Annotated in this window: 19 protein-coding genes; 8 read left to right on the top strand and 11 right to left on the bottom strand. The window is 60.8% G+C overall.

The genetic code is table 11. The annotated features are described in order from the left end of the window. The first annotated feature begins 1 nt into the window (after nt 1). Nucleotides 2–1,279: a dihydrolipoamide acetyltransferase family protein gene (locus AC5YUO_RS17205; protein ID WP_496156095.1), complete on the top strand. Its 1,278-nt coding sequence runs from the start codon at nt 2–4 to the stop codon at nt 1,277–1,279. 350 nt (nt 1,280–1,629) lie between these two features. Next, nucleotides 1,630–3,147: a 2,3-bisphosphoglycerate-independent phosphoglycerate mutase gene (gene gpmI, locus AC5YUO_RS17200; RefSeq protein ID WP_496156094.1), complete on the top strand. Its 1,518-nt coding sequence runs from the start codon at nt 1,630–1,632 to the stop codon at nt 3,145–3,147. A gap of 72 nt (nt 3,148–3,219) precedes the next feature. On the opposite strand, the gene AC5YUO_RS17195 is transcribed toward gpmI, so the two are convergent. From AC5YUO_RS17195 to AC5YUO_RS17165, 7 genes are all read right to left on the bottom strand, one after another. Beyond that, nucleotides 3,220–3,657 (bottom strand): DUF6691 family protein, encoded by a 438-nt coding sequence (locus AC5YUO_RS17195; RefSeq protein ID WP_496156093.1) that lies wholly within the window; start codon nt 3,655–3,657, stop codon nt 3,220–3,222. Next, a complete protein-coding gene (locus tag AC5YUO_RS17190; RefSeq protein ID WP_496156092.1) occupies nt 3,654–4,061 on the bottom strand; it encodes a YeeE/YedE family protein in 408 nt (135 codons plus the stop codon). Before AC5YUO_RS17190 ends, AC5YUO_RS17195 begins: the two co-directional genes overlap by 4 nt. After that, nucleotides 4,058–4,414, bottom strand: a complete 357-nt coding sequence (bigR, locus tag AC5YUO_RS17185) for a sulfite-sensing transcriptional repressor BigR (protein ID WP_496156091.1) — start codon at nt 4,412–4,414, stop codon at nt 4,058–4,060. The genes AC5YUO_RS17190 and bigR overlap by 4 nt, the downstream gene beginning before the upstream one ends. Further along, on the bottom strand, nt 4,408–5,703 hold the full coding sequence (blh, locus tag AC5YUO_RS17180; RefSeq protein WP_496156090.1) for a bifunctional sulfur transferase/dioxygenase Blh: 1,296 nt from the start codon (nt 5,701–5,703) through the stop codon (nt 4,408–4,410). Before blh ends, bigR begins: the two co-directional genes overlap by 7 nt. Before the next feature lie 261 nt (nt 5,704–5,964). Then, nucleotides 5,965–6,450, bottom strand: a complete 486-nt coding sequence (locus tag AC5YUO_RS17175) for a hypothetical protein (RefSeq protein WP_496156089.1) — start codon at nt 6,448–6,450, stop codon at nt 5,965–5,967. Between the two features lie 13 nt (nt 6,451–6,463). After that, nucleotides 6,464–7,255, bottom strand: a complete 792-nt coding sequence (locus tag AC5YUO_RS17170) for an SDR family NAD(P)-dependent oxidoreductase (RefSeq protein WP_496156088.1) — start codon at nt 7,253–7,255, stop codon at nt 6,464–6,466. 26 nt (nt 7,256–7,281) lie between these two features. After that, on the bottom strand, nt 7,282–8,109 hold the full coding sequence (locus AC5YUO_RS17165) for an alpha/beta fold hydrolase (protein WP_496156087.1): 828 nt from the start codon (nt 8,107–8,109) through the stop codon (nt 7,282–7,284). A 127-nt stretch (nt 8,110–8,236) separates the two neighbouring features. On the opposite strand from AC5YUO_RS17165, the gene AC5YUO_RS17160 reads away from it, so the two are divergent. Beyond that, nucleotides 8,237–9,223 (top strand): GlxA family transcriptional regulator, encoded by a 987-nt coding sequence (locus tag AC5YUO_RS17160; RefSeq protein WP_496156511.1) that lies wholly within the window; start codon nt 8,237–8,239, stop codon nt 9,221–9,223. A gap of 121 nt (nt 9,224–9,344) precedes the next feature. Further along, entirely contained in the window at nt 9,345–10,076 is a 732-nt protein-coding gene (locus AC5YUO_RS17155; protein ID WP_400812914.1) for a FadR/GntR family transcriptional regulator, read from the top strand. 29 nt (nt 10,077–10,105) lie between these two features. Here AC5YUO_RS17155 and AC5YUO_RS17150 read toward each other — a convergent pair whose 3' ends face one another. Beyond that, entirely contained in the window at nt 10,106–10,741 is a 636-nt protein-coding gene (locus AC5YUO_RS17150) for a LysE family translocator (protein WP_496156086.1), read from the bottom strand. A 312-nt stretch (nt 10,742–11,053) separates the two neighbouring features. Between AC5YUO_RS17150 and AC5YUO_RS17145 the strand changes: the two genes are divergently transcribed. Genes AC5YUO_RS17145 through AC5YUO_RS17130 form a run of 4 tightly spaced genes read left to right on the top strand, consistent with a single transcriptional unit; the run spans nt 11,054 to nt 14,562 of the window. Beyond that, the gene (locus tag AC5YUO_RS17145; RefSeq protein WP_020813122.1) at nt 11,054–12,076 is read left to right on the top strand and encodes an ABC transporter permease; all 1,023 of its coding nucleotides are present in this window, start codon (nt 11,054–11,056) and stop codon (nt 12,074–12,076) included. Then, on the top strand, nt 12,076–12,963 hold the full coding sequence (locus AC5YUO_RS17140) for an ABC transporter permease (protein ID WP_400812912.1): 888 nt from the start codon (nt 12,076–12,078) through the stop codon (nt 12,961–12,963). Before AC5YUO_RS17145 ends, AC5YUO_RS17140 begins: the two co-directional genes overlap by 1 nt. Nucleotides 12,964–12,967: 4 nt before the next feature. Then, the gene (locus tag AC5YUO_RS17135; RefSeq protein ID WP_111791673.1) at nt 12,968–13,804 is read left to right on the top strand and encodes an ABC transporter ATP-binding protein; all 837 of its coding nucleotides are present in this window, start codon (nt 12,968–12,970) and stop codon (nt 13,802–13,804) included. Further along, complete coding sequence (locus AC5YUO_RS17130) at nt 13,804–14,562, top strand: ABC transporter ATP-binding protein (RefSeq protein WP_496156085.1); 759 nt, start codon at nt 13,804–13,806, stop codon at nt 14,560–14,562. The genes AC5YUO_RS17135 and AC5YUO_RS17130 overlap by 1 nt, the downstream gene beginning before the upstream one ends. A 384-nt stretch (nt 14,563–14,946) precedes the next feature. Here the strand turns inward: AC5YUO_RS17130 and AC5YUO_RS17125 are convergent, their stop codons facing one another. The 3 genes from AC5YUO_RS17125 to AC5YUO_RS17115 form a co-directional block, all read right to left on the bottom strand. Then, a complete protein-coding gene (locus AC5YUO_RS17125) occupies nt 14,947–16,545 on the bottom strand; it encodes an ABC transporter substrate-binding protein (RefSeq protein ID WP_496156084.1) in 1,599 nt (532 codons plus the stop codon). An 81-nt stretch (nt 16,546–16,626) separates the two neighbouring features. Then, nucleotides 16,627–17,256, bottom strand: coding sequence for an SGNH/GDSL hydrolase family protein (locus AC5YUO_RS17120; protein WP_496156083.1), 630 nt, complete (start codon nt 17,254–17,256; stop codon nt 16,627–16,629). Between the two features lie 6 nt (nt 17,257–17,262). Further along, entirely contained in the window at nt 17,263–18,411 is a 1,149-nt protein-coding gene (locus AC5YUO_RS17115) for a mandelate racemase family protein (RefSeq protein ID WP_035221218.1), read from the bottom strand. Between the last annotated feature and the right edge of the window lie 364 nt (nt 18,412–18,775).

Raw genomic sequence — 18,775 nt, 5'->3', positions numbered from 1 at the left:
TATGACGGAATATGTTCTTACCATGCCCGATGTCGGTGAAGGTGTGGCGGAAGCCGAATTGGTGGAATGGAACGTCAAGCCGGGCGATATCGTCCATGAGGACATGGTGCTGGCCGCTGTCATGACGGACAAGGCGACGGTGGAAATCCCGTCACCCGTCGCGGGCGTCGTCACCTGGCTCGCCGTGACGGTCGGAAACACCGTGCCGGTGAAAGCGCCGCTGGTTCGCATCGAAACAGATGTCGCCGCCGTTGCCCCCAATGGCAGCGTGCCGGAAGCGGAGGCAGCAACCCGGGTGATGGAAGCGGATGCGCCAGCGGATATGACGGAGACGCCGCCACCCGTTGAAACCCAGCCGGCGGCGCGGCAGGTCGAGGAGGCCCCGCCGGTACCCGCAGCCGAGCTGCACCACAAACCGCTGGCCTCCCCCGCGGTTCGCCAGCGCGCCGACGATCTCGATATCGATCTCACCAAGGTCAAGGGAACGGGGCCGGACGGCCATATCACCCATGCCGATCTCGATGGTTTTTTAACGGTACGGGGCCGGCCGGAACGCCCCGAGCCGATGACGCCGCGTGACAGCGCCGTCGAGGAAGTGAAGGTGACGGGGCTGCGGCGCAAGATTGCCGAGAAGATGGTGCTGTCCGTCTCGCGCATTCCCCACATCACCTATGTCGAAGAAGTCGACGTGACCGATCTCGAAGATCTGCGCGCGACGATGAACGGCAATCGCCGTTCCGGGCAGCCGAAACTGACGATACTGCCGTTTCTGATGCGCGCGCTGGTGAAAGCCGTGGCCGATCATCCCGGAATGAACGCCACTTTCGATGATGAAAAAGGGGTCGTCAGCCACTATGAGGCGGTCCATGTCGGCATCGCCACGCAGACGCCGGCGGGTCTGACGGTTCCGGTCGTTCGCCACACGGAAACGCTTGGCCTTTGGGACTGTGCGGAGGAAGTCGCGCGTGTCGCGGAAGCCGCCCGCACCGGCACGGCGCATCGGGAAGAACTGATGGGCTCCACCATCACCATCAGTTCGCTGGGGGCTTTGGGCGGTGTTGTTTCGACGCCGATCATCAACCATCCCGAGGTGGCGATCATCGGCGTCAACAAGATCGTGACGCGCCCGGTCTGGGATGGCACGCGTTTTGTGCCGCGCAAGATGATGAACCTGTCTTCGAGCTTCGATCATCGGGTCGTCGATGGCTGGGATGCAGCGGTCTTCATTCAGGCCGTCAAGGCGCTCTTGGAAAAGCCGGCGCTGATTTTCATCGAGTGAGCGCCTGCGACCGGCTCATCCCATCCCCACGCCCCTCATTCCTGTGCTTGTCACAGGAATCCAGTCAGCCCAAGTCCCTGGGCTGAAAAGACTCTTCCCGTCGCGCAGACGCGCGTCGGCTGGATTCCTGTGACAAGCACAGGAATGAGGGAGCGAGTTTTTCAGCCGCCGTTTTCGACCTTCACGGAACTGTTTCGCTGTCGGTATAGGCTTGCGTTCGCCATCTTCGGGTATAGAAGAGAAGAACGAGAAGCATGTTTTCTCATCACGATCATAGTGGCGGACGAGGGCGCTCCGGTGCCCGGCGGTCCGCTGTCCGCCGGCAACCGAATGAAGAAGAAGGTCCTCCCATGCGCACTCCCAAACCCGTTGTCCTGACTATTCTCGATGGCTGGGGGTTGAACGAGGACACATCCAGCAATGCGCCGGTGCTTGCGAATACGCCCACCATGGACCGGCTTTTCGCCACCTGCCCGAATGCGAGGCTGACCACCTTCGGCCCGAAGGTTGGCCTGCCCACCGGGCAGATGGGCAATTCCGAAGTCGGTCACACCAATATCGGCGCCGGCCGCATCGTCGCCATGGATCTCGGCCAGATCGATCTGGCGATCGAGGATGGCAGCTTTTTCCGCAATGCGGCGATGCTCGATTTCGCCGCCAGGGTGAAGGCCGCGGGTGGCGTGGCGCATCTGATGTGCGTCGTTTCCGATGGCGGCGTCCACGGCCATATCCTCCACGGCCAGGCGGCGGTGAAGCTGATGGTCAGTCACGGTCTGAAGGTCGTCGTGCACGCCATCACCGATGGCCGCGATGTCGCGCCGCAATCGGCCGAAGACTTCGTGGCGGCGCTGGTGGCAAGCCTGCCGCAGGGCGCGAGCATCGGCACGGTGATCGGCCGTTATTATGCGATGGACCGCGACAATCGCTGGGAGCGTGTCGAGAAAGCCTATGACGCCATGGTTCTGGCGAAAGGCGAACATGCGCGGGATGCGGTGAGCGCCGTTGCCCAGAGCTACAAAAACAACGTCACCGATGAATTCATTCTGCCGACGGTGATCGATGGTTATGAAGGCTTCAAGGCTGGCGACGGCCTGTTCTGCCTGAATTTCCGCGCCGACCGTGCCCGTGAGATTCTCCTTGCCATCGGTGCTGATGATTTCGACGGTTTTCCGCGCGAAAAGCCCGTACTTTCAGCGCTGCTGGGCATGGTGGAATATTCCACCAGGCATAATGATTTCATGACCACGGCTTACCCGAAGCGCGATATCGCCAATACGCTCGGCGCCTGGGTGGCGAAGCAGGGGCTCACGCAGTTCCGCCTGGCCGAGACGGAAAAATATCCGCATGTCACCTTCTTCCTGAATGGCGGCAAGGAAGAGCCGGAAGTGGGCGAAGACCGCTTCATGCCGAAATCGCCGAAGGTTGCGACCTACGACCTGCAGCCGGAGATGAGCGCGCCCGAGGTGACGGAGAAATTTGTCGAGGCGATCGGCAAGGGATACGATCTCATCGTCACCAACTACGCCAATCCTGATATGGTCGGCCATACCGGCGATCTGCAGGCAGCGATCAAGGCCTGCGAAGCCGTGGATCGCGGGCTGAGCGCAGTCGTTACCGCCCTTGAAAAAGTGGGTGGCGCGATGCTTGTCATTGCCGACCACGGTAATTGCGAAACCATGGTTGACCCGGTGACGGGCGGTCCGCATACGGCGCATACCACCAATCCGGTGCCGGTGATCCTGTTTGGCGGGCCGGAAGGCGCCAAACTGCATGATGGCATTTTGGCCGATGTCGCGCCCACCCTGCTGCAACTGATGAATGTGCCGCTGCCGCCGGAAATGACGGGCAAGAGCCTGATCGACCTGTAATCAGATGCGGTCGCGCCGGCGTTCTGGACCCGCGCGGCCGCATTTTTGTCTGCCGAATGAGTGTTGCGCGTTCTATGGTTCTCTTGCGTAGAGGCGGTCGTGCACCAGCATGCCGGCAATCATGGCGCAGACGAAGAGAACGACCGGCATAAGCCCAAGGGCAAAAGCCGATAGTGCCGGGCCGGGGCAGAAACCGGCAAGCCCCCAGCCCAGGCCGAAAATCGCCGAGCCTGTTATGAGCGGTAGGTCGATGCGGGTTTTTGCCGGAAGGCTGAAATCCTCGGCGAGGACCGGTTTGGCGAGACGCCGGCTGGCGAAAACACCCGGCACGGCGACCATCAATGCACCGCCGAGGACGAATATCAGGCTCGGATCCCAATGGCCACTCGCCAGGTCGAGAAAACCGGAAACGCGGGCTGGATCGATCATGCCTGACAGCGAGAGGCCGAAGCCGAACAACGCGCCTGCGATCAATGCCAGAGTAATACGGGCCACGGCTGGATTTTTCATGACAGCGCCCCTGTTATCGTTGCGGCGCAGATGCCGGTGATCAGGAAGGTTGCGGTCGCGGCGATGGAGCGACGGGAAAATCGCGCCAGCCCCATGATGCCATGGCCGGAGGTGCAGCCGGAGCCCATGCGCGTACCAAAACCCACCAGCAAGCCGGCAATGAGGATAAGCGGCCAGGGTGCGACTATGGTGATGGCAGGCAGCCGGCCGAAGGCGGCGGCATGGATATAAGGCCCGGCCAGCAAGCCGGCGACGAAAGCGAGATCGGCAAGACGCCACTCCCGGCCGAGCATTTTGCCCAGGATTCCGCTGATGCCGGCAATGCGGCCATTAAAGAGAAACAGGAGAATGCTGGCAAGACCGAGCAGCATGCCGCCGAAAAGAGAGGGCCAATAGGGGGTCACGGGGTCTTTGCCTCCGGCGCGCAGAATATGGTGTAGAGGGCTTCGATCAGCTGCGCGGCTTTCGCCTCGCTCAGTTGGTAGAAGATTTGCTTGGCGTCGCGCCGGGTCTCGACCACGCCGGCTTCCCGCAGGACGCCGAGCTGCTGGGAGAGCGTCGGCTGGCGAATATCCAGCTTGACTTCCAGTTCGCCAACGGAAAATTCCCCCTGCGCCAGCGTGCAGGCGAGCATCAGCCGCGCGGGATGGGCAAGCGTTTTCAGAAGCAGCGCGACCTCGACAGCCCGCTCCTCCATGGCGGGGAGGAGAATTTCAGCAATGTGTGGTGTCTCCTCCAGCGTGGTCTCCTTTACCATGTGCTGCCCTCCAGCACATCGAGCGGGAATTTCAGATAACGCTTGCCATTCGCCTCCGGCTCCGGCAGGCGGCCGCCGCGAATATTGACCTGCAGGGCGTGGAGAATGAGCTTCGGCATCGGCAGGGTGCGATCCCGTGTTTCCCTGAGACGGATGAAGCCCTCCTCCGTCATGCCGGCCAGATGCGGATTGCTGCGTTTCTGTTCGCCAACCGTGCTTTCCCATTTCGGGGCGCGGGCGTCGGGCTGATAGTCATGGCCGGTGAAAAGCCTTGTTTCGTCGGGGAGTGCAAGAATGTCCTGAATGGACGCCCAGAGTTCTCTGGCGCTGCCGCCCGGAAAATCGGCGCGGGCGGTGCCGGAATCGGGCATGAAAAGCGTATCGTGCACAAAGGCGGCATCTCCCACCACATAGGTCACGGAGGCCAGCGTATGGCCGGGCGAAAACAGCACGCGCGCTTCCAGCGAACCGATATTGAACCTGTCGCCCGCCTCGAACAGCCGGTCCCATTGCGAACCGTCGGTTTCGAGATCCGGCCAGTTATATTTCTCCTGCCAGAGCTTTTGCACGCCGGTGACCTTCGCGCCGATCGCCGTCTGCGCGCCGGTCTTCTGCTTCAGATAATGGGCGGCGGAAAAATGGTCGGCATGCGGATGGGTATCGAGAATCCATTCTACCGACAGGCCCTCGCTCTTCACATGGTCCAGAATGGTGTCGGCATTCATCGTGCCGGTCGCGCCGGATTTCTCATCGAAATCATAGACCGGGTCGATGATGGCGCAGCCGCCGGTCGCGGGATCGGACACGACATATTGCACGCTCCATGTGCGCGGATCGAAGAATGCCTTGACGTGCGGGACAGCCGCCGCGCGCCGTTCCAGCCAGCGGGTGGCGCCGGAAAGGTCAAAGCCATGGGCCTTGCCGAAAGCCTCGATATCGTCCCTTTCGATGCGCCCATCCAGCGCTTCCCCGAGAACATGAAGCGTGAGCGCGCGCGTGCCACCCTTGCAATGGGCAAAAACAGGGCCTTGCGCTTCCGCCATTTTTTGCTGGAAGGCGCGGATATCGGCTTCGGTGATGGTAGGGCCGCTGACCGGGATGAAGCCATAGTCCATGCCTGCCGCGGTGGCGGCGCTTTTTTCCTGCGCATTGCCCGGCTGACCGGCCTCTTCACCATCAGGCCGGGCATTGATGATGCTTTTATAGCCCTGAGCGGAGAGCGAGTGGAAATCGGCGATCGTCGGCTGGCCCGCAACGGTCAGACGCTCGTTGATCTTCACGGCATTCATCGGCATCTCCTGTTGTAATAAATTAATATATATTATTATATAATGTATATTGTATATTTGCAAGAGGCTGAAAATGCCTTCGTTCCGAATGTCTCCTGCCACATTTTCAGGAAGGGTTCGGAAGGAACCCTAGACACGGGATTTTTTCGTTTTGTGACGGGTGGGCGAGACTGCCGGTATTTGGCACGCAAAGACATGCCTTGTGCCCCAAATATTGGGGCACAAGGCATGTTCACGAAAACCGGCTCGAACCCAGTCTCGCTAGACGGCGAGCCTGCGGCGCGTCGCCTTCCAGCCGAGACAGATGGCTGCAACAAGCAGAACCGTCTGGGCGATCACAAAGGGCGGTTCATTACCGTTCGGTGCGAGATTGTTGAGCGTTTCGACCTTGAGAAAGGCCTGAACGATCAACACGAACATATTGAGATAAAGGCTGATCGTGGCGGTGATCGTATAAATGATGCGCGCCCTGCCATTCAGACCGTATCCGTAAAGCGCAACCAGTGCGATTGCCAGAACGAGGGTCGAGATGATGCCGACGCCGAGTGCGGGTGTGAAATTTCCGATTGGAAACAGGAAGCCGGTGAGTGTGGTGGCGAGCGTGGTGACGAGGAAAATCGCCATCATGCGGGGCATCCACCGCCCAGCCGCATAAGCGGGTAGGGCGATCAGTCCGGTGGCGATGCCGATGAAGCTTAGGCCCACATGCAGTGCCGTGAATTGGGGAATGGTCAGTCCGAGGATCATGATACGTCTCCCTCTATTCGGTTTTGGCTGCACGATACCGGCTGGCGGCAAGTGCATGCGACAGATTGGGCCTTAACGCCGCGCGCGCTGCAAGGAAATTTTCGAGATCGGCCGTATCCGGCAGGGACGGAATGGTCAGCGCTTCGCCGAGGTCGAGACCGGCAAGGGCCGCATCCACCATCTCGTAAACGTCCATGACCATGGCGGCCGGAATGGCGTCGAGCCGTTCCTCTTCCCAGATGGCCGTGCGGGTGATGCCGGGCAGGACGGCCTGAACCCGCACGCCGGAGGGCGAAAGCTGCGCCTCAAGCGCCTCGGTGAAGGCAAGGACGAAGGCCTTGGTGGCCGGATAGACGGCGGTGAACGCCGCCGGCATCAGCGCCGTGACCGAGGTGATGTTGATGATCGTGCCCTTTCCATCGGCGGCAAGGCGCGGTGCTATGGCCGCCGCAAGCCGGGTGACGGCAAGAATGTTGAGGTTAATCATCGTCGTCACATAGGCCGGATCCAGCGCCGTGATCGCGCCTTCACCGGCAATGCCGGCATTGTTGACAAGGCCGGTAATCCGCCGGTCGTCGCGCAGCCGCCCTTCCACCTTTTCGAGATCTTCCGCCCTTGAGAGATCGGCGGAGAGAACCTCGACTGCGATGTGATGATCCTTTTCCAGCTGTGCGGCCAGCGCCTTCAGTTTTTCGGCGCGCCGTGCCACCAGGATGAGATCATGGCCGCGTTTTGCCAGGCGTTCCGCATAGACCGCGCCGATGCCGTCCGACGCGCCGGTGATGAGAAATGTATTCTGTGTCATGTCCGTGTCTCCTGTGTCTCAAGGTTTCAGGCGTTGATGAAGGCGAGAAGGTCGGCGTTGAACCGGTCCTGATGGGTCTGCGTCAGGCCGTGATCGGCGCCCTCATAGATTTTGAGGACCGCATGTTTGACTATTCTGATCGTGGAAAGCGCGGATGCGCCGACCGGCACGATCTGGTCGTCATCGCCGTGCAGAACCAGCGTCGGTTTGTCGAAGGCCTTCAAATCCTGATGGAAATCGCTTTCCGAAAAGGCGCGAATGCTGTCGAGCTGGCCTTTCAGGCCGCCCATCATGCCCTGCCGCCAGAATTCGTCGCGGATGCCTTGGGATATCACGGCGCCTTCGCGGTTGTAGCCGTAGAAGGGAATGGTCAAGTCCTTGAAAAACTGGCTGCGATTGTCATAGGTGCCCTTGCGGATACCGTCGAAAACATCGATCGGCAGGCCGATGGCATTGCTTTCCGTCTTCAGCATCAGCGGCGGCACCGCGCCGATGAGGGCGATCTTGGCGATGCGGGCCGTGCCGTGGCGGCCGATATAACGTGTCACCTCGCCGCCGCCGGTGGAATGGCCGACCAGAATGATGTCGTGAAGATCGAGCTGTTCGATCAGCTCGGCCAGATCGTCGGCATATTGATCCATGGTATTGTTATGCCAGACCTGATCGGAGCGGCCGTGGCTGCGGCGGTCATGGGCGATGGTGCGGAAACCGTTGTTGGCGAAGAACACCATCTGCGCATCCCAGGCATCGGCGCTGAGCGGCCAGCCATGGGAGAAGATGATGGGCTGGCCGTCTTTGCGGCCCCAGTCCTTGTAGAAGATATGTGTTCCGTCTCTGGTGGTGATCGTTGTCATGGCTCTCTCTCCTGTTGCGGGAAGCTTGCTTGCGTCCCGTGGGAATAGAGATACTCTTGACGCAGCCGGGGCTGGATTGGCGCTTCTGACAGAAAACGAGCCGAAACTGACAAAACGGGGTGTGGGCATGGCGGGTGTAGCGGGAAGCGCGCTGGAAGTGGGGCTGGTCCTCTATCGCGACTGTCAGATCGCCATGGTGCATGGCATCACCGATCTTTTCGCCATCGCATCGGTATTTTCACAGGATCGCGGCGGGCCGAAATTGCGGGTCAGCCACTGGAGCATGGGCGAGGGCGGTGAATTTTCCCGCTGCCATGACACCGGGCCCGGTACACCGGGACATCCCGATATCTTCGTCGTGCCCGGCCGGTTGACCGGGCCTGCTGAAATCGAAGAGGCCGCGCCTTATGCCCGCTGGCTGCTGGATCGGCACGCGCAGGGCGCAACGCTGGCCGCCAGTTGCGGCGGCTCCTTCATCATCGCCGCGACGGGCCTCCTGTCCGGCCGTCCGGCCACCACGCACTGGCTGTTTGCCGAACGGTTCCGCGACCGTTTTCCCGATATCCGGCTGGAGATAGACAAGATCGTCATCGAGGATGGCGACATCATCACGGCTGGCGGGCTGATGGCGTGGACCGATCTTGGCCTGCGCATCGTCGACCGGCTGCTCGGCCCCTCGGTGATGATCGAGACCGGCAAGTTCCTGCTGATCGACCCTTCGGGGCGGGAACAGCGCCATTATAGCAGCTTCGCCCCGAGGCTGACGCATGGCGACGAGCCGATCCTGAAGGTGCAGCACTGGCTGCAGGCCCACGCCGGGCGGGCGACAAGCGTTACCGACATGGCCGGCCATGCCGGGCTGGAGGAGCGAACCTTCCTGCGCCGTTTCAAGGCGGCGACCGGCATGAAGCCGATCGAATATGTCCAGCATCTGAGGGTCGGCAAGGCGCGGGAATTGCTGGAATTCACCCGCCGCTCGGTCGATCAGATCGCCTGGTCGGTGGGTTATGAGGATGCCGCCGCCTTCCGCCGGGTGTTTCACCGCATTCTCGGCCTCTCACCGGGGGAATATAGGAGCCGCTTTTCCAGCAGTTCGGCCATGGCCGCGGCCTGACGATACCCTGCGGCTTCGACGGCGCCATTGGTGCGCTGGCGAGGCCGCTGAGACGTCTGGCCCTTGCAATGTGGCGGGTGTTTGCTAACATGCCAGACAAGTTTAAAACAGGTGGGCCGGAATGGACGTTGAGAGCAGCACGAAGCAGGGGGTATCGCTCGCGGCGAAAATCAGTTCGGCATTGCGGCGGGATCTGGCGGAAGGCGTTTTCCGCCCCGGTGACCGGCTTCCGAGCGAAAGCGAATTGACGCGGGAATATTCCGTCAGCCGCACGGTCGTGCGTGAGGCCATCGCCATTCTGCGCGCCGATGGCCTTGTCGAAGCCCGCAAGGGCGCCGGCGTTTTTGCTGTCGAAGTAAAGCCGGCCAAGGAGCTGCCTTTTAACGATCTGGCGGTGGGGCGAATTTCCTCTGTGATCGAATTGCTGGAATTGCGCACCGTTTTCGAGGTCGAATCCGCCGGGCTTGCGGCATCGCGCCGCTCCGCCGTGCAGGTGGAGGCGATTGTGGATGCGCACCGGCGCGTCGGCGATTGTCTCGCTGCCGGCCTGCCGACACGGGACGCCGATTTCGAGTTCCATCTGGCGATTGCGCAGGCCACGCAGAACAGGCGGTTTCCCGAGTTTCTGCAGCTCATCCGCTCCGGCATCATTCCTCGTGGGGAATTGCAGGGGGCGGCACCCGGATCGCGTCCCAAGGACTACAATCTGCATCTCCAGGAAGAGCATGCGAGGATTGTCGACGCCATTATCGAAGGGGACGCCGATGCCGCTCGCCAATATATGGCGGCGCATCTGCGCGGCAGTCTTGAGCGCTACAAGGTGCTGTTGCGCTCCCGCACCGCCGCTGAATGAGATCCGGAAATGTCATTCAGGTCAATGGTTTACGCGGTCGATCGCCGATAGAAGGCCAATGAGGCAGCGAGCGTCAGAAGCGCGCCGCCGCAAGCGCGGTCGAGCCACAGGGCTCCGGATTTTCGCAACAGCCGGACGGCCTGCGAGCCGAGCAGGGCATATCCGAACATCACGATAAAATCGATGCCGGCGAAGATCAGCGCAAGCACCGCATATTGCTGGATCTGCGGCGCTGCGGGATCGATGAATTGCGGCAGGAAGGCCGAAAAGAACAGATATCCCTTGGGATTGGTCACCGCCACGAGAAAGCTCTTGAGGAAAATCGAGCGGGCGGAAGCCGCCGCATTGGTACCTGCTGAATGAAGCGCACCATCGAGTGTGCCTCTCGAGCGTAAAAGCATGATGCCGAGGAAGGCAAGATAACAGACGCCCACCCATTTGACGACGCCGAACCAGAATTCGGAAGCCGCGAGCAAAGCGCCCAATCCCAGGGCAACCGCGCCGATCAGGACGAAATCCGAGACAACAGCGCCAGTCATGCCGATCACGGCGCGGCGTACTCCAAATCTTGAGCCATTGGCAAGCGCGAGCAAAACGGTCGGGCCGGGTGTCGCAATGCCAATAAAGGCGACGACGGCAAATGCCAGAAGCGTCATGTCAGCCATATTTTCCTCCCCCTGAAAGTGCGGATGCCTTCGGCATTATCGCGAGGCAGGCGTCCCCTCACGTCACGAAGCGCGAGAATATAGGCTTTTTCGGATGCCGCAACACATGCGCTTTCCAGAAAGAAAAAGCAAAAGCCGGGTAGTCTCAATGTGAATCGCCGTCTCGCGGCACAGGTTTCGGATTCCTGGGCAGTACGGATTTCGCTGGCGGGCGCTTGACAGCTTTCAACACCTGTGACAACTTGCGAATAGTTGTCAGACAGGATCACGCCTTGGTCACTTGCGCGGTCGGTTTCTGGCAAGGGAGGAATCATGTCAAAAAGACGCCTTTCGCTGTATGGCCTGTCCGGCCAGATCGGAAGTATTGCCGTTACGCTGCTTGGATTGTTGCTGCTGACCTTTTTTATCGGCCGCCTGATGCCCGCCGATCCGGTGCGGGCTATCGTCGGCGAGGATGCGACCCGCGAAACCTATGAACAGGTCTATCATGCGCTTGGCTTCGACCGTCCGCTGTGGCAGCAGTTCTTCTATTATCTCGGCGATGTCTTCACCGGCGATTTCGGAACCTCGATCCGCACCGGTCGCCCGGTTATCGAAGACATCATCAGGGTCATGCCCGCGACGATGGAGCTTGCTACCTTCGCGATTCTGATTGGCGCCGGTCTCGGCATTCCCATGGGCGTTTATGCCGCCGTCAATAAGGACCGCTGGCAGGACCATCTGGTGCGGGTGCTCAGCCTGTTCGGTCATTCCATGCCGATTTTCTGGACCGGCATGATCGCGCTGATCGTTTTTTACGCCCATCTCGGCCTTGTCGGCGGCGGCGGCCGCATGGACCAGTTCTATATCGGTCTGGTGGAGGAGCGGACGGGCTTCCTGCTGATCGACAGCCTGCTGGCCGGCGATATGGAGGTCTTCTGGTCGGCCATCAACCACCTCATCCTTCCCGCCGCCCTACTCGGTTATTCCTCCTCGGCCTATATCACCCGCATGACGCGCAGCTTCATGCTGGACCAACTCGGGCAGGAATATGTGACGACCGCCCGCGTCAAAGGCCTGTCGCAGCGGCAGACGGTCTGGCTGCATGCTTTCGGCAATATCCGCGTGCAGCTCGTCACCATCATCGCGCTTGCTTACGGCTCGCTGCTGGAAGGCGCGGTGCTGATCGAGACCGTCTTCGCCTGGCCGGGTTTCGGACAATACCTCACCAGCAATCTTATCATCGGCGACATGAATGCCGTGATGACCTGCGTTCTGATCGTCGGCGTCATCTTCATCGGGCTCAATCTCCTGTCCGACATTCTCTACCGCTTTTTCGATCCGAGGACCCGCTGATGACGGCTCGCGCAGAAACCTCCTCCCGCCTTCCCGTGCCTTTGAACGCGCTGAAGAACATCATCGTTTTCCTGCTGAAAAGCCCGACATCGGCCTTTGGCCTCGCTGTCCTGCTGCTCCTCGTCATCGCCGCGATTTTCGCGCCCTGGCTTGCGACGCATGACCCTTACGCGCAGGATCTCGCCAACACGCTGCAGGCGCCCGGCAACGGCCATGTCTTCGGCACGGATGAGCTGGGACGCGATATTTACAGCCGCCTTCTCTGGGGCGCGCGCATCACGCTCACCATCATCTCGCTGGTGTCGATCATCGTTGGTCCCGTCGGCCTTCTGGTCGGCACGGCATCCGGTTATCTCGGCGGCAAGTTCGACACGGTGATGATGCGCATCACGGATATTTTCCTGTCGTTCCCCAGCCTCATCCTGTCGCTCGCCTTCGTCGCAGCACTCGGGCCGAGCCTCAACAATGCGATTATCGCCATTGCGCTCACCTCGTGGCCGCCGATCGCGCGGCTTGCGCGTGCCGAAGCCATGACCTTCCGCAAGGCCGATTACATTGCCGCCGCCAGGCTTCAGGGGGCGTCGCCGCTCCGCATCATCGTCAAATCGATCATGCCCATGTGCCTGCCGTCGGTTCTCATTCGCCTGACGCTGAACATGGCGACCGTTATCCTCACCGCCGCCGGCCTCGGTTTCCTCGGTCTCGGCGCGCAGCCGCCGCTGCCGGAATGGGGGGCGATGATCGCCACCGGCCGGCGCTACATGCTGGACAGTTGGTGGCTGGTGACCTTCCCCGGCATCGCGATCCTCTCCGTCAGCCTTGCCTTCAACCTTCTGGGCGATGGGTTGCGGGATGCGCTTGATCCAAAGCAGATGAACCGGAGATAAGACCATGGAAAAACCAATCCTTGACGTCGAAAATCTTCGCATCCGCTATGGCGGTTCGCCGACTGAAGCGGTGCGCGGCATCTCCTTCACGCTGGGCCGGGAACGGCTCGGCATCGTCGGCGAAAGCGGCTCGGGAAAATCCACCGTCGGCCGTGCTCTGCTGCGCCTCCTGCCATCGGCGACCATCACCGCCGACAGGCTGGATTTCGACGGCCTCGATCTTCTCTCCCTCGATGAGAAGGAGATGCTGAAGGTTCGCGGGCGGCGTATGTCGATGATCCTTCAGGATCCAAAATTCTCCCTGAACCCCATCCGCCGGGTGGGCGATCAGGTGACGGAGACCTATCTGCGCCACTTCAAGGCATCGAAATCGCAAGCCCGGGAAAAGGCGCTCGCCATGCTGGATGCGGTGAAGATCCGCGATGCCGCCCGGGTCTATGAGCAATATCCGCATGAGATTTCCGGCGGCATGGGTCAGCGCGTCATGATCGCCATGATGCTGCTTGCCGATCCCGATCTCGTCATTGCCGACGAGCCGACCTCGGCGCTTGACGTGACCGTGCGGTTGCAGGTGCTGAATATTCTCGACGGTCTGGTGCGCGATCGCGGCATCGGCCTCATCATGATCAGCCACGACCTCAATCTCGTGCGCAATTTCTGCGACCGGGTGCTCATCATGTACTCCGGCCGGGTGGTGGAAACCCTTGCCGCACGTGATCTCGATCAGGCGCAGCACCCCTATACGCGCGGCCTTCTGGCGGCACAGCCGCGCATCGGCGGCACGCGTGCCCCGCTTGCGGTGCTGGACCGCCGCCCTGAATGGCTGGAGGAGAACGTATAATGGCCGTTTCTGTCGAAACCCGCGATCTCTCCATCACCTTCGGCAGCGGCCATACGGCGCTGAAAGTGCTGCCTTCGGTATCCTTCCGCGTCGAGCCGGGCGAATGTTTCGGTCTGGTCGGCGAAAGCGGCTCGGGCAAATCCACCGTGCTTCGCTGTGTCTCCATGCTCAATGATTTCTGGACCGGCGATATCCTCATCGACGGTAGGTCGGTGCGTGACATGCCGCTGATCGAGCGGTGCCGCATGCTGCAGATGGTGTTTCAGGACCCCTATGGTTCGCTGCATCCGCGCCAGTCGGTGCGCACCGTGCTTTCGGAATCGCTTGCGATCCACAGGCTCGGCGACCGTGAAGAGCGCATGCGCAAGGTCATCACCGATGTCGGCCTGCCAGTGTCGTTTCTGGACCGCTTTCCGCATCAGCTTTCCGGCGGCCAGCGGCAGCGTGTGGCGATTGCCAGGGCGCTGATCCTCGAACCGTCGTTGCTTCTGCTCGATGAGCCGACCTCGGCGCTCGACGTTTCGGTGCAGGCGGAAATTCTCAACCTGTTGCAGCGGCTGCGTGAAGAGCGCGGCTTCACCTATATCATGGTGACCCATGATCTCGCCGTGGTCGATCACATGTGCGACCGCTTTGCGGTGATGTTGCGCGGCGAGATCACCGAAATCCTGCCGCGCGAGGCCATCGCCGGCAACGGCGCGACGCATCCCTATGCGCGCGAACTGATCGGCGCCTCGCTGGAATATGAAGGCGCATGACGGCTCCCAAAACGTGATCGTCCTCCTCCGGGGCGTCACGGATAACAACATCCTCCTTACTTGCCCGGCCTCCCTGCCGGGCATTTTTTTGGAGGTAGCTACGGTGGGATAGCGGGCCGCAAACTACGCCTAGGCTGCTGACATAGTGCGAGACCCGCCCTTCCGTCATGCCGGACTAGATCCGGCATCCAGCCACGGCGCGTCTGCGCCGTGAACGGACTCTCTCGCGATCAAGGACTTGATCGCACTAGACCCCGGATCTAGTCCGGGGTGACGGAGTGCGGAGGCTTCGCTTGCGCCTAACACATTGGGTGAGTGGGGCTTTGTTACAGTAAAAAGGCGCGGGGTTAGCCGCGCCTTTTCAATCGCAGATAGGGCGGCAGATTACCGCTCCTTGCTCACCTCTTCAAACCGCGAAAGCCAGGGGCTGACGATCATGCCCTTGATATCGCTGCGGAAGGCGGCGGTGTCGATGACCTCGGAGAAGGGCTGAATGGACATGACGATCTCGTCCATATAGCCCTGCAGATCCTCGTAAAGCTTCGTCTGTTTCGCCACGTCACGCTCGACAAGCGCTTCCTCGATCATCTTGTTCAGCTTTTCATCGAAGAAACTGGTGCGCCAGCTCTGGTAGTTGGTGAGTTTGGCATCGTCGGCATTGTTGGGATTATAGGCGATGGAACGCAGGTTGTTGTCGGGATGCGGCTGCTGGCCACCGCCGCCGCGGCCGAGCAGCAGTTCGAAATTCCGCTCGCGCATGGCGCCGTAGATCTGGTCGCCGGAGCCGCTGATCAGTTCGGCCTGAATGCCGGCCTGGGCCAGCGTGTTCTGGATCGCCGTTGCCGCCTTCATGAAGGGGTCTTCCGAAAGGACACGCAGTGTGGTCTTGAAGCCGTTCGGGTAACCGGCCTCCGTCAGAAGCGCCTTGGCCTTTTCGATGTCGAGCTTGTAGCCCTGATCCGGCAGCGCACCCATCACGCCGGTGCTGAGGGAGCGCTGATGCAGCTTGCCGTAATAGGGCATGACCGCCTTGTCGAGACCATCGTAATCGATCAGGTAACGCAGCGCCTCGCGCACCTTCTTGTTCGCGAATTTCTCATCCTTCATCGAAACGCTGAGGTAATAAAAACCGGAGCCGGGTGTGGATTCGATGGTGACGGCCTTGTCGGCTTCCAGCGATTTCAGGTCCGGGGCCTGCAGGGAATAGGCGACGTCGATATCGCCTTTTTCCAGCATCAGACGCTGCGACTGCGATTCCGGCAGATGGCGCATCAGGATGCGTTTCATCTTGGCCTTTTCGCCCCAATAATCGTCGTTGCGGGTAAGGATGATATATTCGTTGGACTTCCACTGCGTCAGCTTGAAGGGGCCGGAGCCGGCGGAATTCAGCGTCAGCCATGCGCCGCCCAGATCGCCGTCCTTCTCGTTCTCAAGCGCGGTCTTGCTGTCGATGATCGAGCCGGGACCGTTCTGTGCGAGGATCATCAGCAGCAGGTTCGGGTCATCGGGCTTTGGAATGTTCAGCACAAAGGTCTGGTCGTTTTCAGCCACGAACAGCTTGTCGGCCTCTTCCAGCTTGAAACCACGGGTTTTCAGGAAGGAGGACTGCGCCAGATTGCGGGCGAGCAGCCGCTTCAGGCTCCATGCCACGTCCTTGGCCGTCACCGCATTGCCGGACGCGAATTTCGCATCGGCGTGAAGATGGAAACGGATCGATTTCCGGTCTTCGGCAATTTCCCAGCGTTCCGCAAGGCGTGGCTGAACACTGCGATCCTCAGGTGAAAGCACCACCAGCGTGTCATAGACATTGTTCAGGACCTGCACGGTCTCGCGGCCGGTAATGGCGGCGGGGTCGAGGGTCAGGATGTTGCTCATGGTCGTGGCGACGATGAGCTGATCCTTCGGTGTTTCGGCAAAGCTGCTGAGCGGCATGGCGCCGATCAGCAATGCGCCGAGCGCTGCAGTTGCAAGAAAATGTTTCATCTTTCCTCCCAATGTGGCCGGTTCATACGGCCTTTCCACGTTTTGATCCACGCGCCCGGTTCCTCCTCAGGCTGCGCATGATCAGCCAAGAATTTCCCTGAGCGGTGCCACGAGTGCCCGGCCGATTGCCGCCGTTGCCGGCGCATCCAGATGCACGCCATCCACCGGCGAGGCGCTGGCGACCGATCCGGCGTCAAAGAAGGCATGTCCGAGTTCGGCGGCGAGTTTGCGGTAAAGCGGCGCAAGCCTGAGCGATTGCTCGATATCCCGCCCGCCCGCCGGTTCTCCGCCAGAACCAGCAACGCAGGGCGGCGGGGCGACGATCAGCAGTTTCGGCACCGCCTCGCGCGGCTTGTAGATGAAGGTCTCGACGATCTGCGCCAGCCGCCGCATGCCCGAAACCGCGGCTTCCGCGCGCCCGCCATGCACCGGCTTGATGTCATTGGTGCCGAGCATGACGATGACCAGATCGAGTGGCATATGGCAGGAAAGGGCGATTTCCAGCGCCCGCGCGCCGTTACGGCAGGCGGGGCCGGCATGGTCGTCGTAACAGGTGGTGCGCCCGCCCAGCCCTTCCGGGTGAACCGTCACCTTTCCGGCAAGCCCGGCCTCCAGAACCTCCGGCCAGCGGTGTTCGGCCGGGTGTCGCAGACCCGTTGCCGGGTCCGCACCCCAGGTGAGGCTGTCTCCGAAGGCGAGTACCGTTTTCATCGCCCGTTACCTCACCCGGTTATTGTCGATGAAGGTAAAATCGATGTCCTCGCCAAGGCCCGGCCGGTCAGGGACATGCACGAAGCCGTCGCGGTCCATCGGGTCGGACAGGGATTTCAGATAATCGTGGCCGTCATCATATTCGAGGAAGGGGTGCAACAGGCCACGCTCATACCAGCGGCAATTCTTGGTGGCGGCGACAACATGCAGGTTCATGGCCGTGTTGCCATGCACCTCGCATTCCATGCCGAAGGCTTCGGCCAGATGCATGGTCTTCAGCGCCGGCGTTATGCCGCCGACATCGTTGACGCCGGTGCGCAGAATATCGCAGGCGCCGGCCTTGATCCATTCGGCGCGGTGCCAATGTTTGCCGGCTGCACTTTCCGGGCCGACGACCGGAATATCGAGATTGTCGGAAAGCCATTTGTAGGAGGACAGCGACTGTTCATCCATCGGCTCCTCGATCCAGTCGAAACCGAGTTTTTCGAGGCCACGGCCCAGCGCCAGCGCATCGGTGCGGGAATACCAGTGGAAGGCGTCGATCATCAGGCGAATATCGGGACCGACCGCCTCGCGTACCGCCGCGCAGGCCTTGAGGTCCATCTTCACATCCGGCGCCCAGCTGACGGGCGGCATCCAGGTGTGCAGCTTGATGCCCTTGTAACCGCGCTTCACCAGCGTTTCGGCAAAACGACCGTAATCTTCCGGCGTTGCCAGCCCGCCTTCCAGCTCGTCGCCGCACATGATCGAGCCATAGGCCAGCACCTTGTCGCGATAACCGCCGATCAACTTGTATACAGGTTGATTGAGCGAGCGGCCGGCAAGGTCCCACAGGGCGCAATCCACCACCGCCAGGGTGCGGTCGGTCAACTGCGCGGCCGATCCGCGCTGCCAGTGGGCAAGGTCCTGCCATAGCCGTTCGCGGTCGCGATGGTCCTCGCCGATCAGGACCTTCTTGACGAATTTTTCGATGACATGCGGGCGAACGATCTCCGGCGCGGTGAAGGAGTGGCCTTCCTGCCCGTCTTCGGTGCGGATGGTCAGCATGGCCTGTTCCACCTGATGCGCCGGCCCCGGATGTGCGTGACCGGCACTGTCCGAGTGCCGACGGGTCGTCGTGCGGAAAACACGGACCTCGACGTCGGTGATGATCATAATTCCTCCCTCATGCAGGTGTCGCAGCGTTAGTGGTTGCCGCAATGTCATACATGTATGCATTATTTGTCAACATGTATGATAATCTGTATTACATGTTGACGTAGAAAATCAAGACCATTTGCGCACGGTGTTGCACAGGTCTTCGGTGTGAGAGGGTGACGGAGGGAGACTTTGCCTCTTCAGCAGAAGAGAATCTGACGGGAGGCTTGAGTGCTGCCTACGCCACCGGCGATTTAATCCATAATTTTAGTAGACTATTGAATCGCGCAATGATCTTTCAACAATGGCCCGGACTATAAACGAACATGCCGTGCCAGCCGTGCCTGTCATCATGCATTCTGCGTGGGTATGCGCCGCATTG

Source organism: Agrobacterium sp. LEGMi-208b (genome assembly GCF_059511785.1).
This window is presented reverse-complemented; position numbering and strand designations above follow the sequence as displayed.

Excerpts from the sequence above, each read along its gene's own strand:
- gpmI (WP_496156094.1), top strand. The coding sequence starts at position 1,630 with ATGCGCACTCCCAAACCCGTTGTCCTGACTATTCTCGATGGCTGGGGG.
- AC5YUO_RS17195 (WP_496156093.1), bottom strand. The coding sequence starts at position 3,657 with ATGAAAAATCCAGCCGTGGCCCGTATTACTCTGGCATTGATCGCAGGC.
- AC5YUO_RS17140 (WP_400812912.1), top strand. The coding sequence starts at position 12,076 with ATGACGGCTCGCGCAGAAACCTCCTCCCGCCTTCCCGTGCCTTTGAAC.
- AC5YUO_RS17205 (WP_496156095.1), top strand. The coding sequence starts at position 2 with ATGACGGAATATGTTCTTACCATGCCCGATGTCGGTGAAGGTGTGGCG.
- AC5YUO_RS17155 (WP_400812914.1), top strand. The coding sequence starts at position 9,345 with ATGGACGTTGAGAGCAGCACGAAGCAGGGGGTATCGCTCGCGGCGAAA.
- AC5YUO_RS17175 (WP_496156089.1), bottom strand. The coding sequence starts at position 6,450 with ATGATCCTCGGACTGACCATTCCCCAATTCACGGCACTGCATGTGGGC.
- AC5YUO_RS17160 (WP_496156511.1), top strand. The coding sequence starts at position 8,237 with ATGGCGGGTGTAGCGGGAAGCGCGCTGGAAGTGGGGCTGGTCCTCTAT.
- blh (WP_496156090.1), bottom strand. The coding sequence starts at position 5,703 with ATGAATGCCGTGAAGATCAACGAGCGTCTGACCGTTGCGGGCCAGCCG.
- AC5YUO_RS17165 (WP_496156087.1), bottom strand. The coding sequence starts at position 8,109 with ATGACAACGATCACCACCAGAGACGGAACACATATCTTCTACAAGGAC.
- bigR (WP_496156091.1), bottom strand. The coding sequence starts at position 4,414 with ATGGTAAAGGAGACCACGCTGGAGGAGACACCACACATTGCTGAAATT.
- AC5YUO_RS17135 (WP_111791673.1), top strand. The coding sequence starts at position 12,968 with ATGGAAAAACCAATCCTTGACGTCGAAAATCTTCGCATCCGCTATGGC.
- AC5YUO_RS17130 (WP_496156085.1), top strand. The coding sequence starts at position 13,804 with ATGGCCGTTTCTGTCGAAACCCGCGATCTCTCCATCACCTTCGGCAGC.
- AC5YUO_RS17125 (WP_496156084.1), bottom strand. The coding sequence starts at position 16,545 with ATGAAACATTTTCTTGCAACTGCAGCGCTCGGCGCATTGCTGATCGGC.
- AC5YUO_RS17150 (WP_496156086.1), bottom strand. The coding sequence starts at position 10,741 with ATGGCTGACATGACGCTTCTGGCATTTGCCGTCGTCGCCTTTATTGGC.
- AC5YUO_RS17115 (WP_035221218.1), bottom strand. The coding sequence starts at position 18,411 with ATGATCATCACCGACGTCGAGGTCCGTGTTTTCCGCACGACGACCCGT.
- AC5YUO_RS17120 (WP_496156083.1), bottom strand. The coding sequence starts at position 17,256 with ATGAAAACGGTACTCGCCTTCGGAGACAGCCTCACCTGGGGTGCGGAC.
- AC5YUO_RS17145 (WP_020813122.1), top strand. The coding sequence starts at position 11,054 with ATGTCAAAAAGACGCCTTTCGCTGTATGGCCTGTCCGGCCAGATCGGA.
- AC5YUO_RS17170 (WP_496156088.1), bottom strand. The coding sequence starts at position 7,255 with ATGACACAGAATACATTTCTCATCACCGGCGCGTCGGACGGCATCGGC.